Below are 14,615 nucleotides of genomic sequence, written 5' to 3'. Positions count from 1 at the left end.
CCGGGGTCGTCTCAGCCGCCGCCGCCGGCGCCCGCGGCCAGCGCCGCGCGCGCCGTCTCCGCCTGCGCCGGGCCGGTCTCGCCCCACAGCGCCAGCGCCGCCTCGAGCCTTTCGCGCGCCGCCTCGGCGCGGCCGAGCGCCTGCAGCGTCATGCCGAGGTGGAACTGCACCATCGGGTCGCGCGGCAGCCCGGCCGCGGCCGGCTCGAGATGGCGCAGCGCCGTCTCGTGGTCGCCCTGCCGGTGCGCGATCCAGCCATAGGTGTCCTGGAAGGCCGGCAGCTCGCGGCCGCGCAGCCGCCGCGCGATCACCTCGGCGCGGGCGAGCTGCGCGGGGTCCTCGAGATGGGTGCCGATCAGGCTGGCGAGGTTGTTGGCGACCACGAGGTCGCCGCTGTCTCGGGCGTAGAGCGTCTCGTAGATCTCGACCGCCGGGGCGATCTCGCCGGCCCGCTCATGGGCGGCGGCGCGCATCAGAAGCAGGCCGCGCGCCTCGGGCCGCGCCGCGAGGCCGGCCTCGAGCACCGCCTCGGCCGCCTCGTCGCGGCCGGTCGCGAGCATCAGCGCGCGCAGCTTGTCCACCGCCACCTCGTGGCCCGGCTCGGCGGCGAGCACGGCGCGCAGATCGGCCTCGCCCGCCTCGGCCGCGCCCTGCGCGAGGTGCAGCTGCGCGCTGAGCAGCCGCAGGCCGACATGGTCGGGCTGGCCCTGCCGGGCCGCCTCGAGCGCCGCGCGCGCGCCTTCCGTGTCGCCGGCGCGGAACCGCGCCTCGATCAGCATCGCCGCGGCGCGGTCGCCGCTGGCGCCGCCGTTCGACTGCGCCTCGAGCAGCGCCACCGTCTCGGCGACGCGCTCCTCCGTCATCAGCCGCGCGGTGCGGATCGACAGCGCCAGCTCGCCCGCCGCCGCGTCCTCGCGCGCGCCGAGCAGCGCGAGGATGCGGTCGGTCTCGGTCCAGTCGCGTGCCGCCAGCGCCAGCTCCGACAGCGCGCGCAGCACCGTCAGCGCGCCCGGATCGCGGCGATGCGCCTCCTCGAGCACGCCGCGCGCCGCCTCGGCGCGGCCCTGCGCGGCGAGGTAGCCCGCGTAGCGCAGCGCCTCCTCGGCGCCGGCCTGCGGCAGCGCCGCGGCGGCGGCGAGCCGTTCGCCGGCCAGCTCGATATGGCCCTCGCGCTCATGCGCGCCGGCCATCAGCAGCATCGCCTCGACATCTTGCGGCGCCTGGTCGAGCGCGGCGCGCAGGTCGTTGATCGCCTCGCCCGCGCGGTCGGCGGCGATCGAGTCGGCGGCGCGGATCTTCAGCGCCTCGACATGGCTCGGATCCTGCGCCAGCACCGTCTCGACCTCGGCCCGCGCGCCGACGGCGTTGCCGGTCTCGGCCAGCATCCGCGCCAGCATCACCCGGATGCGCCGCGTCCCGTCCGACGGCTCGGCCGCTTCCAGCAGCCCCTGCAGCTCGGCCATCGCCGCCGCGCGCTCGCCCAGATCGAAGCGCAGGCCGGCGGCGAAGGCGGCATAGGTCTCGGCCGGGGCGCGACCGGCGGTCTCGCGGGCCAGCCGCCGCAGCTCCTCCAGCGCAGCCTCGGGGCCTTTCGTCTCGCGCAGGAACTCCACCAGCCTCAGGTGGCCCTCCGGGGCGGCGTCGGCCGGGCCGGCGAGGCGACGCAGCAGCGCCTCGGCGCCGGCGAGGTCGCCATGCCGCATGTGCCAGCCGATCAGCGCCGCCTGCAGCGGCCGTTCCTCCGGGAAGATCTCGAGCATCCGCTCGAGCTGGGCCTGCGCGACTTCGGGCGCGGCGCTGTCGTTCAGGATCTGGAACTTCAGCATCTGCAGCTCGTAATCCTCGGGCTCGAGCGCCAGCGCCCGGTCGATCGCCGGCAGCGCCGCCTCGGGCGCGGGCCCGGCCAGCAGGTGCAGCACGATCACCCTGAGCGCCACGCCGCTCTCGGGCCGCCGCTCCAGCGCCGCGCGCGCCTGCGCGGCGGCGGCGTCGCGGCCGGCCTCGTCCTCCTCGATCACCGCCGCGCGATAGGCCAGCGCCGCGCCGATCGCGGCGCCGCGGGCATCGTCGGGCGCGAGCCTCTGCGCCGCCATGCCGTGCCGCTCGGCCTCCTCCCAGTCGCGCCGCCGGATCGCCAGCTCCGCGAGGCTCAGCCGCGCCGGCAGCGCCTCGGGATACTGCTCGACCAGCCGCAGGAACTGGCCGTAGGCCTCGGCCACCTCGCCGCGGGCCAGCACGGTGTCGGCATAGAGCTGGCGGGCCTCGCGGTGACGGGTGTCGTGCTTGAAGACGTTGCGCAGCTCGACCAGAGCGCGCTCGGTGTCGCCGGCCTCCAGCAGCGCCTGCGCCGAGGCGAAGTAGCGCGCCGCGCGCTCCTCGGCGCTTTCGCAGCCGGCGATCAGCAGCACCGAGGACAGGATCAGCATACGGGCAAGATGGCGGGGCATGGTCGGTCCTCCAGGTCGATGACGGGGGCTGCGCCTCAGCAGCCGGTGCCGCGCAGCACCACGCGCAGCGTCGCCAGCAGCAGCCGCAGGTCGGCGCCGAAGCTGATCGCCTCGTGGTAGCGGCTGTCGAAGGCGGCGCGCTCGGCGAAGGCGCCGCTGTTGCGGGCAGCGACCTGCCAGAGCCCGGAGATGCCGGGCCGCATCGCGAAATAGGCGCGGCCCGGGTAGAGCGGGCGCTGCTCGGGCATCATCGGCCGCGGGCCGATCAGGCTCATCTCGCCGCGCAGCACGTTCCACAGCTGCGGCAGCTCGTCGAGCGAGCTCTTGCGCAGCAGCCGGCCCAGCCGGGTGATGCGCGGGTCGGACCTGAGCTTCTGGGTGCTGTCCCATTCGGCCCGCGCCTCCGGGTCGGCCGCGAGATGCGCGGCGAGCGCCGCCTCGGCGTCGGGGCACATGCTGCGCAGCTTCCAGATCCGGAACACCCGGCCGCCGCGGCCCAGCCGGTCCTGGCTGTAGAAGGGCCGGCCGCCGTCGCAGGCCACCATCAGCGCCAGGATGGCGATCAGCGGCAGCGTCGCCGGCGCGGTGAGCAGCACCAGCACGAGGTCGAAGCCGCGCTTCAACCACCGCCGGTAGAGGCCGCGCCCCGGCCCGCGCAGGCCGGACAGGCCTGATACGGGCCCCGGTGCGGGGCCCGCGGCGGGGCCGGCGAAGGTGAGAAGGCTGGAACGCACGGAACGGACATGGGGCCGAGAACTCATCACTGGTCTCCGGGCCGCCGAACCGGGCGGCCATTACTCGCTAAACAGGGCACCGCTGGCAGGGGCACGGGCCTTGCGGCGAGAGCGCGTCCGACAGTGCGCCTTCTCTTCCCAAGGGATTGTCCACCACCACGATTCAACTTTAGGGCGAAAGTTTGGCGTCACGCAACCCTTGCGTGTATCACCCGCCGAAAATCGCGCCATGACCCTGCGTCGCGGGCCTATCCCCACACGGGTGCGATTTGGGGGCTTCTCGCGCAAGGGTTGTGTGGCTATGCTCCGGGTCAGGCCTCCGTGGCGGGGCCGGCCGGGCGCCCGGGGGGACGGGCGCGCGGCGTGGTTTTCTGGTTGGAACGGGTGCTGGACCCTTGGATATTTACACCTCTCATTTCGGGCTGTCCGAGCGGCCCTTCACGCTGGTGCCGGACCCGGACTTCCTGTTCTGGTCCGACGCCCACAGGCGCGCCTTCGCGATGCTCGAATTCGGGCTGCTGACCCGCTCGCCGATCACCCTCGTCACCGGCGAGGTCGGCGCCGGCAAGACCACCCTGCTGCAGCACCTCTTGCGCGGGCTCGAGGACGACCTCGTGGTCGGGCTGGTCTCGAACGCGCTCGGCGACCGCGGCGAGCTTCTGCGCTGGGTGCTCCTGGCGCTCGGCGAGGCGCCGGTGCCCGGCGCCACCTATGTCGAGCTGTTCGGCCAGCTGCAGGCCTTCCTGATCGCGCGCTACGCCGAGGGGCGGCGCGTGGTGCTGATCTTCGACGAGGCGCAGAACCTCGGGGCCGACAACCTCGAGGAGCTGCGCATGTACACCAACATCAACGCCGGCAAGGACGAGCTTCTGCAGATCGTGCTGGTCGGCCAGCCCGAGCTGCGCGAGACGCTGTCGCGCCCCGAACTCAGCCAGTTCGCGCAGCGCGTCGCCTCCTGCTACCACCTCGGCACGATGGGCGCGCCGACCGTGGCCGCCTACATCGCGCACCGGCTGGCGCGCGCCGGCGCCCGGCGCGAGATCTTCTCCGCCGCCGCCGCGGCGCTGGTGCACGAGGCCAGCGGCGGCGTGCCGCGCCTCGTCAACCAGCTCTGCGACCGGGCGCTGACCTACGCCTTCGCCGCCGGCGAGACGCAGGTCTCGGCCGCGCTGCTGCGGCAGGTGCTCGAGGACGGGGTGTTCTTCCTGTCCGGCCAGCCGCCCCGCCCGCCGGTGGTGGTGGCGCCGGCCCAGTGGCAGAAGGCGGACTGAGCGATGGACCTGAAATTCTACCTCTCGCTGTTCTTGCGCCGGCTGCACTGGTGCCTCCTGTGCCTCGTCGCCGGCAGCGCCACGGGCCTCACACTCGCCATGGTGCTGCCGCCGACCTACAGCGCCAACGCCACGCTGGTGGTCGAATCCGAGCAGATCCCGTCGGACCTCGCCGAGACGACGGTGCGCACCGAGGTCACAGAGGCGCTGCAGATCATCCGCGAGCGCATCCTGACCCGCAGCCGGCTGATCGAGATGGCCAACCGGCTCGGCATCTACGACGCGATGGACCCTGAGCTACGCCGCTACATGAGCGCCGACGAGGTCGTCATCGACCTGCGCGAGCGCATCACCATCGCCAGCAGCGGCGGCCCCGCCACCCGGCGCGAGCCCGCGCAGGCGACGATCCTGCGGGTCGGCTTCGAGGCGGCCTCGGCCCAGCTCGCCGCCACCGTCGCCAACGAGATCGTCACCATGATCCTGCAGGAGAACGTGGCGCTGCGCACCGCGGTGGCGAGCCAGACGCTGGAGTTCTTCAAGGCCGAGGTCGACCGGCTCGACCGCGAGCTGGTGGCGCAGGGCGCCGAGATCCTCGCCTTCCGCGAGACCCATCTCGACGCGCTGCCCGACAGCCTCGACTTCCGCCGCGGCCAGCAATCGGCCGCGCAGGAGCGGCTGGCCCAGGTCGAGCGCGCCGCCGCCGCGCTGCAGGACCGGCGCGACGGGCTCGAGGCGCTGCGCGAGCGCGCGGGCGAGATGCCGATGCCGCAAAGCGAGGACCCGGCCGTGCTGCGGCTGGCCGAGCTGCGCCAGGATAGGGCGCGGGCGCTGGCGGTGCTGTCGCCGCAGAACCCGCGGCTGAAGCTGCTCGATTCGCAGATCGCCATGCTGGAGCAGGAGCTGCAGCCGGCCGGCGCCGAGGCCGGCGGGCCGCTGTCGATGTTCGAGATGCAGCTCGCCGACATCGACGCCCAGATGGGCCATCTCGACAGCCAGAGGGCGCAGGCCCGCGAGGAGATCGACCGCCTGCAGGCGACGATCGAGGCGACGCCGGGCAACGCCATCCGGCTCGAGGCGATGCAGCGCGACCACGCCGCGCTGCGGGCGCGCTACGACCAGGCGCTGGCCAGCCGCGCCCGCGCCGAGACCGGCGACACGATCGAGGCGCTGGCCAAGGGCCAGCGGATCAGCGTGGTCGAGCCGGCGGTGCCGCCCGACGAACCCGACAGCCCGAACCGGCCGGTGGTCGCCGCCGCCGGCATCCTGGGCGGTCTGGCGCTGGGGATCGGCGCGGTGCTGCTGCTGGAGATGACCAGCGCCGCGGTGCGCCGGCCCGAGGATCTCGTGGCGCGGCTCGGCATCACCCCCTTCGCGACGCTGCCCTACATCCGCACCCGCGCCCAGGCCCGGCGCCGGCAGGCGGCGCTGGCGGCGCTCTTCGCCGGGGCGCTGGTCGGCCTGCCGGCCGGTCTGTGGTGGGTGCACACCGAGATCACCCCGCTCGACCTGCTGCTCGACCGCGCGGTCGGCCAGCTCGCCCTCGCCGCCGCCTGAACCCGGAGACGTTTCATGGAGAGAATCCAGTCCGCCATCGCCAAGGCCCGCGCGGCGCGCGAGGGGCTGCCGGCCGCCGCGCTGCGCACGCCGCGCCCGGCCGCGCGCCCCGATGCGCGCCCCGATGCACGCCCCGACGCGCCCGCCCCGGTGGCGCGCCGGCCCGAAGGCTGGGCCGCGCTGCCGGGCTTCACGCCGCAGCCGCGCCTGCTCGAGCGCGCGCGCATCGCCGCCGCCGGCGGCGGCCCCGGCGCGGCCGAGATCGACCAGCTGCGCACCCGGCTCCTGCAGCAGCTGCGCGCCCATGGCTGGCGGCGGGTGGCGATCACCTCGCCCGGGCCGGGCTGCGGCAAGAGCATGGTCGCCGCCAATCTCGGCTTCAGCCTCGCGCGCCAGCCCGAACAGCGGGCGCTGGTGGTCGAGCTGGACCTGCGCGCGCCCTCGCTGGCCGGCGCGCTGGGGCTGCGCCCGGCCGCCGGCATGGCGCAGGTGCTCGACGGCGGCGCCCGGATCGAGGATTGCGCCCGCCGCGTCGGCGACAACCTCGCCATCGCCGCCGCCCTGCCCGGCTGCCGCAACCCCGCGGAACTGCTGCAGAGCGACGGCGCCCGCGCCGCGGTGGCGGCGGTCGAGGCGCGGCTCGAGCCGACGGTGATGCTGTTCGACCTGCCGCCGATGCGCGCCGCCGACGACGCGATGGCCTTCATGTCGCAGGTCGACTGCGTGCTGCTGGTCGCCGCCGCCGAGCGCACCACCAGCGCCGAGATCGACGCCTGCGAACGCGAGCTGGCGGCCCAGACCAACATGCTCGGCGTGGTGCTGAACCGCTGCCGCTATCTCAGCCGCGACGCCGGCTGAGCCGCAACGAGAAGGACCGGCCGCGCGGGCCGGTCCTCGAGGGGCCGTGACGGCCCGAAAGCGGGGGGCTCAGTCGCCCCGCCGCCGCCGCAGGCCGAGCGCGCCCAGACCCGCCAGCAGCAGGAACCCCGCCGCCGGCAGCGGCACCGCGGCGATCGCGATGTCGATCGTGCCGGTGCCCTCGCGCTTGCCGTCGAGCGCGGTCGGATCGCCGTAGCTGATCCGCAGCGTGTCCGAGGCGCCGGCCGCGAGCCGGGTCACGACCCGAAGCCCGGCGGCCATGGTGCCCGGCGCGACGTTGAAGCTCTCGCCGCTGTCCCAGGCCGCGGTCACGCCGGTGTCGGCGAAGCTGAACGTGGCGTTCTGCAGCACCGTCGCGTCGGTGATCCCGAAGGTCGAGGCCCAGCCCGTGTCGTTGGTGAAGGTGAAGCTGTAGCCGCCGGCGACATCGCCGTCCTCGAAGCGGACGACGTGGTGATGCGGCGAACTCAGCCCGAACGTGCCGCCATCGGTGATGGTGGCGCTCAGCACGGTGGCCGCCGACCCCACCGCCGGGAGCAGGGCCGGCACCAGGGCCAGCGCCCCGGCCAGGCAGGCTTTTCTCAGCAGGTTCATGAACATTCCTCTCGTTAACGCGGTACGGAGCGTAGTCGCCCCGCCAGCCTAGCAACTACAACCTATGGTTGACAATCTCCGGTTGTGTCGCGACCCGGTTTTCCGCGCGCGCCGGCCGCGCCGCCTGCCGCAGCATCCAGCCGCAGCGCGCCAGCCTGAGCCGCGCCAGCGTCGCCAGGGCGCGCGCCCGCTCGCCGGGGCCGAGCGCCTCGTGGCGCAGCACGCGCGGCGCATGCGCCGCGACCGACGGGATCATCGCCAGGGCCCGCAGCGCCCACAGCGCCCGCGCCCGCGGCCCGCCCCCGCGCAGGCCCCCGTGCTCTCCCGCGCGCAGGCCCCAGGCCTCCTCGGTGGTGCGCCGCCACTTGCGCGCCAGCGCCGGCCAGTCGGCTCGGCTGGGATGCGCGACCGCGAGCCGGGGCTCGAAGCGCAGCCCGAAGCCCGCCGCCACCGCCCGGCGGCACCAGTCGAGATCCTCCGACAGCCCCGCGCGAAAGCCGCCCGCCCGGTCGAAGGCCGCGCGCGGCGCCAGCAGGTTGGCGGTGACGGAAAAGCCCTGCCGCGCGATGTAGCCCTCGTTGTCGAAGGCGAAGACCGCCTCGAAGGCCTCCGCGCCCGAGCGCGGCGCCGGCGTCTCGTCGAACAGCCGCACCGCGCCGCCCACCAGCGCCGGGCCGCGCGCCAGCCGCAGCGCCTGCGCGAGCCAGTCCTCGGCCGGCACGCAGTCGCAATCGAGAAAGGCCAGCCACGGCGCCCGGCTTTCGGCGACGGCGCGGTTGCGGGCATGGGCCGCGCCGCGCCGCGCCTCGTGCAGCAGCCGGATGCGCGGATGCGGCATCGGCTGCGGCCGCACCGAGTGGCGCGATGCGTTGTCGACCACCAGCGCCTCGACCCGGTCGCCGACGGCGTCGAGCTGCGGCGCCAGCGCCATCAGGCAGCGGCGCAGCCGCTCGGGGTCCTCGTGATGGGGTATGATCACGCTCAGCTCCGGCGGTCGCGGCATCCTCGCCTCCCTCTCACCATCCTCGGGGCGTCCGGCGGCGCCACTGCACGCTTGATCGCGCCGGGCCGCCATGCTCTTGTGATACAACCATAGGATGAAAGGAGGCCCTTCGCCATGCCCTTCTTCAAGGCCGGGTCCCGGCTGGTCTACTACGCGCATGTGCCCAAATGCGGCGGCATGGCCGTGGCCTCCTACCTCGCGGCGCGCTTCGGCGAGATCGCCTTCCACGACCGCCGCTTCGCCGCGCTGCCCGAGCCTTCGCGCTGGAGCCGCAGCTCGCCGCAGCATGTCGACGCCGCGACGCTCGACCGGCTGATCCCGCTCGACTTCTTCGACGCCTGCTTCGCCATCGTGCGCCACCCGGTCGGCCGGGCGGTCAGCAGCTTCCACTTCCAGAAGGAGCTGGAGCGCACCATCCCAGAGGACATGGGCTTTTCCGACTGGCTCGAGCGGCTGCCAGACATCCTCGCGCGCGATCGCTTCGCCTTCGACAACCACATCCGGCCGATGGCCGAGATCGTGCCGGCGGGCGCCACGCTGTTTCATATCGAGCACGGTCTCGACGCGCTGATCCCATGGCTCGACGGGGTCGAGGGCGCGGCGCGCGGCGACCGGGTGCTGCCGCCCGAGAACGCGCGCGGCGCCTATGCCGGCGCGTCGGGCGCCCGCGTGCGGCCGACGGCCGAGGATCTCGACCGTATCGCCACCATCTACGCCGCCGATTTCGACCGCTTCGGCTACGTGCCCGACGCGCCGCGCCCGCTGCGGCCCGCGCCACCGCTCAACCCCGAGTTCCGCGCCGCCCGCGACCGCGACCTGCAAAGGCTCGGCCTGCCGTGGCAGCGGCTGCGGCTGCGGCTGCGCCGCCGCCTGCGGCGGATCTGAGCGATGCGCGCCGCGCTGCTGCTTCTGTCGGGCAACGCCCTCGCGGCGCTCTTGCTGCTGGCGCGCAACCTCGTGGTGGCGCGGCTGCTGCCGGTCGCCGATTACGGCGTCGCGGCAAGCTTCGCGATCGTGGTCGCGGCGATGGAGATGGCCTCCGAGCTCGGCCTGCAGCAGCAGATCCTGCAATCGCGCCGCGGCGGCGAGCCGCGCTTCCAGGCCGCGCTGCAGGGCTTCCAGCTTCTGCGCGGCGCGCTGGCGGCGCTGGCGCTGTGGCTCATGGCGCCGCAGGCGGCGGCCTTCATGGGCGCGCCCGAGGCCGCCGGCGCCTACCGGGCGCTGGCGCTGGTGCCGCTGTGCAAGGGGCTCGTGCATCTCGACCTTTACCGTCTCGGGCGCGGCCTGCGCTTCGGCCCGCTGGCGCTCGGCACGGCGCTGCCGGCCCTGGGCGCGCTGCTCGTCGGCGTGCCGCTGGCGCTCTGGCTCGGGGACTGGCGGGCGATGCTGTGGTCGGTGCTGGCGCAGGCGGTGCTGATGGTGCTGGTCTCGCATCTTCTGGCCGAGCGGCGCTGGCGCGTCGTGCTCGACCGCGCGGCGATGGCCGAGAGCCTGCGCTTCGGCTGGCCGCTCCTGCTCAACGGGGTGCTGCTGTTCGGCGTGTTCAACGGCGACCGGATCGTCGTCGCGCGCGAACTGGGGCTCGAGGCGCTGGGGCTCTTCGCGATGGCCTGCACGCTGACGCTGACGCCGGCGCAGATCCTGCGCCGCAGCGCCCAGAGCTTCTACCTGCCGCAGCTGGCCGCCGCGCAGGCGGCGGGCGCGGCCGACCGGTTCGACCGCCTCGCCGCGGCGGCGGCGCAGGCGCATCTGGCGATGGCGGTGGCGCTGGTGGCGGCGGTCGCGGCCTGCGGCGCGCCGCTGGTGGGGCTCGTGCTCGGGCCCGCCTATCTCGACATGCTGCCCTATCTCGGGGCGCTGGCGCTGGTGCAGGCGCTGTGGCTGGCCAAGGGCGGCCCGGCGGTGGTGGCGCTGGCGCGCGGACGCACCGGCAACGCGGTGGCCTCGAACCTGCTGCGCGTGGCGGCGCTGCCGCTGGCACTGTGGCTCGCCGCCCGCACCGGCCGGGTCGAGCCGGTGATCGCGGTCGGGCTTCTGGCCGAGGCCGGGGGGCTCATGGTCGCGCTGTGGCTGGCGCGGCGGCGCGCAGGCATGCGGCTCGGCCCGGTGCTGCGGCCGCTCGGGCCGGTGCTGCTTCTGATGGGGCTGGCGGTGGCGGGGCCGATGACCGGGCTCGCCGGCCCGGCCGGGGCGCTGGCGCTGGCCGCGCTCGGCCTCACCTGCCTGCTGGCCATGCCCGAGCTGCGCCGCCACGGCGCCGCCCCCGCCTGAGCGTGCCTCACGCCGCCGCCCCCTGCCGCCACGCATCGGCATTGGCGGTGGCGGCCGGGCCCGTCACCTCGTGATGGGGCGCCGCGCCGGGCAACGCGCCGTCGGCGCTGGCCTGCCCGATCCAGATCGCCAGCCGCTCCCATTCGCCCGCCGGGGTGTCGCCCGAGATGCGATGGAGCAGCCGCATGTTGCGGGCCGGGTCCATCTCGCCCGTGGTCGCGAAGGCGGCGGACGCCCCGACCTGCACCCCGTCCACGAACAGCCGCAGCCAGCCGGCCGCGAGGTCGAAGGCCAGCAGGAATTCGTAGCTGACGCCCAGCGTGATCGTGCCCGCCGGCGTGGTGGTCTGCGCCACCTGCTGCCCGGCCGTGTCGGTCAGGGAGTATCGCAGCGCGCCGTTCGACAGCACCTGCAGGTCCATCTTCGCCCCGGTGACATGAAAGAGCGACCGCGTGCCGCCGGCGAAGGCGTCGACCCGGCCCTTGGCGTACCACGTCATCTGCCGCGTGCCGGCCGGGATCGTCGCGCCCGCCGCGCCCGAGCCGAACCACGGGCCCGCCTCTGTGGTGGCGAACTTGGCCGCGCCGGGCACGGTGCTTGCCAGCAGCGCCGCGTCCGGCAGGGTGCGCAGCGGCAGGCCCTCGACCGTCGGCGCGCCGACATCGACCAGCGGCAGGTCGCGCCACAGCGCGTTGCGCGCATCCTCCGGCCATTCGATCGCGCCCGTGCCGCCGCCCTCGCCGAAGCTCAACACCGTCGCGTCGGTGAAGGCCCCGTCGTTGGGGTATATCCTGACCCGGCCCGCGACGATCTCGGCCCGCGCGGCCGGCACGCCGTCGATCTGCCAGCCCGCCACCTCCGTCCAGTGCGGGAAGGTCGCGCCGAGCGGCGGCAGCCCCCCGGCGATGCGGTTGGTGGTGATCGGCCCGGCGCTCGACCAGATCTCGGCATAGGCGCCGTCCGCCTGCCAGGCGGCATTGTCGAAGACCGGCGAGGCCCAGCCGGCCAGCCCCATCCCCTCCAGTGCGGCGAGCGCGGTGAAGCGCGCCAGCCGCGGCAGCCCGTCATCGGAGCCGCCATCGGGGTGGGTGTGGTCGGTCCAGCCGCCCGCGCCGTCGTCATGGCCGAGCTTGACCGCGGTGGCGTTGAAGGTGGCGGGCGTGAAGTATCCCGCCAGCGCCGGCAGGGCGGCCGTGTCGCGCCAAGACCGCGCCGCCGCCTGCTTGTTCGCCAGCCGCACCGCCGTGCCGCCGCCGCGCAGCGTCGTCGCGCTGTCGAGATCGGCGGGCTCGATGAAGCCGTGCGGCCCGAAGGGCACCAGCCGGGCATGGGCGTAGTCGTAAAGCTCGGCACATGTGTGGTCGGCGTGGTAGCTGCCGCCCGTGTGGGTGATCGTGCCCGGCACGGCGACGGCCGCGCCCGAGAGATCGACCCCGAGGAAGAACGGCACCGCCGCCGCGCCGTAATGCTCGGCCAGGCTGCCCGGCGCCGCGAACCAGCTGTGGATCACCGCGCCGACCCGGCCCGAGCCGTCGGGGACGGCGTGGTCGTGCACGGCGCGGTCGTCGATCCAGCGGCGGGTGGCGATCGCGTCGTCGGCCGCCGCCTCCCACGAGGTGCCCGACAGCGTCTGCCACAGCACCGCGAACTTCTCGCCCGGCCGCGCGGCCGAGAGCGTGTTGGCCATGGCGATCATCGCGCTGGTGCAGTCGGCGGTGGCTGCCGTCGCGGCATCGACGGTGACGGCGCGCACCCCTGCCGCGCCGGTGCCGGCATGGCTGCCGCTGAGCGAGCGGCCGTGATAGATGTGCGTCACGTCGCCCGGATGGGTCACGCCCGCCTTCGCCGTGCCGTCGAAGAAGGGGTTGAGCATCCGGTCCCATTCGGACTGGCCCCAGATCGCGATGACATGCCCCGCGCCGAAGCGCTCGGCCGATTGCGCGCCGACGGCGGGGTTGTCGCGGATGCGCACCTCGGCCGCGAGCCACGAGGTCCTGCGCGGGCAGCTCAGCGCGCCCGACCAGTCGCCGCCGGCGTCGATGGTGGCGATGTCGGCCCATGGCGTCGAGCTTGCCCCGCCATCGTCGAGCGAGCGCGCCCGCCCCTGCACCACCCGCCCCGGCGTGCCGGTCCCCGACAGCCCCAGCACCGCCGCGTCGCGCCCCGCCGCCGCGCCGGTGTCGAGCACCAGCCCGTCGCGCGGCAGCGCGTCGAGCGTCAGCATGGCCGGCGCGGGCGGCACCGCCGCCGCGACCCGCCGCCACGCGCCCACCCCGATCCCGACGCCGATCATCACCAGCCCGCCACGATGTCGGCGGCGCCGGTGCCGGTGGCGTGGACGCGGGCCACCCGCAGCGGGTGCCAGCCCGCCGCCGCGGCGCGGAACGTCACCACCGCCCCGCCCAGCAGCGTCACCCGCAGGTCGCCGCCGGTGCCGAGGTAGAGCGCCCGGCTGGCCTGCGGCAGGTCCGTGTCGTCCGACGGCACCACCGCCGCCGCCTGCGCGACCGGGCTGTCGAGCCCGGCCACCTGTCCCGCGAAACTGTCGATCACCGGCATCGCCGCCTCCTTGCGTCGCCGGCCCGCGAACGGCGCGGGCCCTGATGCAAGTGATCCTGCCGCAGCCGGGTTAAGACGGCGCGGGGCCGGCGCACGTTGCCCCCGTTGCCCCCGGCGCCCCCGTCGCGGTGGCGATGGCGCGCGCCAGCACCGGCAGGATCACCGCCGCCGCGACGCCGGGCTCGGGGTGCAGCCCGTCCGCCTTAAGCCCGCGCGCCGCGCGCGGCAGCGCCCGCCAGCGCGGCGTGAGATCGACGAGCCCCAGATCCAGCGCCGCGGCGAGGTCGCGGTACTGCGCCAGATGCGCGCCGAGCCGCGGCCGCATCCAGCCGCGCGGGCCCTGCGCCGGGCTCATCGTCATCAGCGCGATCGCCGCGCCCGGCCGTTGCGCGCGCAGCCCCGCGACGATGGCGCGATGCGCGGCCCCGGCCTGCGCCAGCGACCGGCCGTCGCGCAGGTCGGCGTCGTTGATCGCGAACTCGATCAGCACGAGGTCGGGCCGCAGCGCCGCCACGCGGCCGACCTGCGCCACCCCCCAGCCCGAATGCGCGCCCGGGCGCGCCACCACCTCGACCATCACCGGCCGGCCGAGGCAGGCGGTGAGCCGCGCCCCGAGCCGGGCCGGCCAGTCGTAGCGCGCGCTGAGGCTGGTGCCGAGCAGCGCCACCCGCAGCGGACCGTCCGCCGCGAGCGGCGGCAGCGGCCGGTCGCGCGGCGCCTCGCCCCCCGGCGCGGCGGCCAGAAGCAGGCCCGTCGCCAGAACGGCCAGCGCCGCCGCCAGAACCCGCCTCAGGTCAGCCCCGCCGTGGCGAGGGCGGCCTCCGTGGCGTCGGCCCCGGCGAAGCGGCCATAGGCGCCGACATCGATGCCCGCGCGCAGCACCCGCGCCGGGTTGCCGGCCACGAGGCTGCCCGGCGGCACCGAACGCGTCACCACCGCCCCCGCCCCAACCACGCTGCCCGCGCCGATCTCCACCCCCGGCAGCAGCAGCGCCCGGCCGCCGATGAAGCAGTTCGCGCCGATCCGCGTGTGCAGGTAGAGCCCGCGCGTGCGGTCATGGGTCAGCACCCGCGCCTCGAAGGCGACGTAACTGTTCGGCCCGACATGCACGCCGATCGGGAAGGTGCGGTCGAACTGCGCCGAGAGCGAGAACTTCGCCGAAGGGTCGATGTCCATGCCCCATATGCGTGTGTAGTAGAGGCGCGCCGCCGCCATCAGCAGCGCGCGCAGCGGCGCCAGCCTGTTCAGGCCCCGCCTTCTTGCCTTGGCCATCTCGCCCTGCATCACCATCCTCCCACATGCA

Annotated in this window: 13 protein-coding genes; 5 read left to right on the top strand and 8 right to left on the bottom strand. The window is 75.2% G+C overall.

What is annotated here, in order from left to right; translation table 11 throughout:
* Window positions 1–11: 11 nt before the first annotated feature.
* Window positions 12–2,447: a tetratricopeptide repeat protein gene (locus tag BLT43_RS15200; protein WP_131802674.1), complete on the bottom strand. Its 2,436-nt coding sequence runs from the start codon at window positions 2,445–2,447 to the stop codon at window positions 12–14.
* Window positions 2,448–2,482: 35 nt separating this feature from the next.
* Window positions 2,483–3,181 (bottom strand): sugar transferase, encoded by a 699-nt coding sequence (locus tag BLT43_RS15195; RefSeq protein WP_423222131.1) that lies wholly within the window; start codon window positions 3,179–3,181, stop codon window positions 2,483–2,485.
* Window positions 3,182–3,576: 395 nt separating this feature from the next.
* Between BLT43_RS15195 and BLT43_RS15190 the strand changes: the two genes are divergently transcribed.
* Genes BLT43_RS15190 through BLT43_RS15180 form a run of 3 tightly spaced genes read left to right on the top strand, consistent with a single transcriptional unit; the run spans window position 3,577 to window position 6,864 of the window.
* Window positions 3,577–4,452 carry an ExeA family protein gene (locus BLT43_RS15190; RefSeq protein WP_242652313.1) on the top strand — a complete coding sequence of 292 codons (876 nt, stop codon included), beginning with the start codon at window positions 3,577–3,579 and terminating at the stop codon, window positions 4,450–4,452.
* A gap of 3 nt (window positions 4,453–4,455) precedes the next feature.
* Entirely contained in the window at window positions 4,456–6,006 is a 1,551-nt protein-coding gene (locus tag BLT43_RS15185; RefSeq protein ID WP_090114188.1) for a GumC family protein, read from the top strand.
* 15 nt (window positions 6,007–6,021) lie between these two features.
* Window positions 6,022–6,864, top strand: coding sequence for a CpsD/CapB family tyrosine-protein kinase (locus BLT43_RS15180; RefSeq protein ID WP_090114187.1), 843 nt, complete (start codon window positions 6,022–6,024; stop codon window positions 6,862–6,864).
* 69 nt (window positions 6,865–6,933) lie between these two features.
* On the opposite strand, the gene BLT43_RS19385 is transcribed toward BLT43_RS15180, so the two are convergent.
* Both BLT43_RS19385 and BLT43_RS15170 read right to left on the bottom strand, forming a co-directional pair.
* Window positions 6,934–7,479: a VPLPA-CTERM sorting domain-containing protein gene (locus tag BLT43_RS19385; RefSeq protein ID WP_242652312.1), complete on the bottom strand. Its 546-nt coding sequence runs from the start codon at window positions 7,477–7,479 to the stop codon at window positions 6,934–6,936.
* Window positions 7,480–7,534: 55 nt separating this feature from the next.
* Complete coding sequence (locus tag BLT43_RS15170) at window positions 7,535–8,482, bottom strand: glycosyltransferase family 2 protein (RefSeq protein WP_090114185.1); 948 nt, start codon at window positions 8,480–8,482, stop codon at window positions 7,535–7,537.
* Between the two features lie 114 nt (window positions 8,483–8,596).
* Between BLT43_RS15170 and BLT43_RS15165 the strand changes: the two genes are divergently transcribed.
* Together BLT43_RS15165 and BLT43_RS15160 are read left to right on the top strand one after the other, a co-directional pair.
* Window positions 8,597–9,367 carry a sulfotransferase family 2 domain-containing protein gene (locus tag BLT43_RS15165; RefSeq protein ID WP_090114184.1) on the top strand — a complete coding sequence of 257 codons (771 nt, stop codon included), beginning with the start codon at window positions 8,597–8,599 and terminating at the stop codon, window positions 9,365–9,367.
* A gap of 3 nt (window positions 9,368–9,370) precedes the next feature.
* Window positions 9,371–10,753, top strand: coding sequence for an oligosaccharide flippase family protein (locus BLT43_RS15160; protein WP_090114182.1), 1,383 nt, complete (start codon window positions 9,371–9,373; stop codon window positions 10,751–10,753).
* Between the two features lie 7 nt (window positions 10,754–10,760).
* Here BLT43_RS15160 and BLT43_RS15155 read toward each other — a convergent pair whose 3' ends face one another.
* The 4 genes from BLT43_RS15155 to BLT43_RS19465 form a co-directional block, all read right to left on the bottom strand.
* A complete protein-coding gene (locus BLT43_RS15155) occupies window positions 10,761–13,049 on the bottom strand; it encodes a hypothetical protein (protein ID WP_131802673.1) in 2,289 nt (762 codons plus the stop codon).
* Entirely contained in the window at window positions 13,046–13,312 is a 267-nt protein-coding gene (locus tag BLT43_RS15150; RefSeq protein ID WP_090114179.1) for a spike base protein, RCAP_Rcc01079 family, read from the bottom strand. The genes BLT43_RS15155 and BLT43_RS15150 overlap by 4 nt, the downstream gene beginning before the upstream one ends.
* Window positions 13,313–13,382: 70 nt before the next feature.
* On the bottom strand, window positions 13,383–13,979 hold the full coding sequence (locus BLT43_RS15145; RefSeq protein WP_165612634.1) for an SGNH/GDSL hydrolase family protein: 597 nt from the start codon (window positions 13,977–13,979) through the stop codon (window positions 13,383–13,385).
* A 122-nt stretch (window positions 13,980–14,101) separates the two neighbouring features.
* Entirely contained in the window at window positions 14,102–14,596 is a 495-nt protein-coding gene (locus BLT43_RS19465) for an acyltransferase (RefSeq protein ID WP_278245673.1), read from the bottom strand.
* Window positions 14,597–14,615 lie beyond the last annotated feature (19 nt).

Origin of the sequence: Limimaricola pyoseonensis (genome assembly GCF_900102015.1) — a bacterium.
Lineage (GTDB): Bacteria > Pseudomonadota > Alphaproteobacteria > Rhodobacterales > Rhodobacteraceae > Limimaricola > Limimaricola pyoseonensis.
This window is presented reverse-complemented; position numbering and strand designations above follow the sequence as displayed.

What these genes read in the sequence shown, in the direction of transcription:
- BLT43_RS15200 (WP_131802674.1), bottom strand. Translation starts at nt 2,447, where the DNA reads ATGCCCCGCCATCTTGCCCGTATGCTGATCCTGTCCTCGGTGCTGCTG.
- BLT43_RS15185 (WP_090114188.1), top strand. Translation starts at nt 4,456, where the DNA reads ATGGACCTGAAATTCTACCTCTCGCTGTTCTTGCGCCGGCTGCACTGG.
- BLT43_RS15180 (WP_090114187.1), top strand. Translation starts at nt 6,022, where the DNA reads ATGGAGAGAATCCAGTCCGCCATCGCCAAGGCCCGCGCGGCGCGCGAG.
- BLT43_RS19385 (WP_242652312.1), bottom strand. Translation starts at nt 7,479, where the DNA reads ATGAACCTGCTGAGAAAAGCCTGCCTGGCCGGGGCGCTGGCCCTGGTG.
- BLT43_RS15170 (WP_090114185.1), bottom strand. Translation starts at nt 8,482, where the DNA reads ATGCCGCGACCGCCGGAGCTGAGCGTGATCATACCCCATCACGAGGAC.
- BLT43_RS15165 (WP_090114184.1), top strand. Translation starts at nt 8,597, where the DNA reads ATGCCCTTCTTCAAGGCCGGGTCCCGGCTGGTCTACTACGCGCATGTG.
- BLT43_RS15160 (WP_090114182.1), top strand. Translation starts at nt 9,371, where the DNA reads ATGCGCGCCGCGCTGCTGCTTCTGTCGGGCAACGCCCTCGCGGCGCTC.
- BLT43_RS15150 (WP_090114179.1), bottom strand. Translation starts at nt 13,312, where the DNA reads ATGCCGGTGATCGACAGTTTCGCGGGACAGGTGGCCGGGCTCGACAGC.
- BLT43_RS19465 (WP_278245673.1), bottom strand. Translation starts at nt 14,596, where the DNA reads ATGCAGGGCGAGATGGCCAAGGCAAGAAGGCGGGGCCTGAACAGGCTG.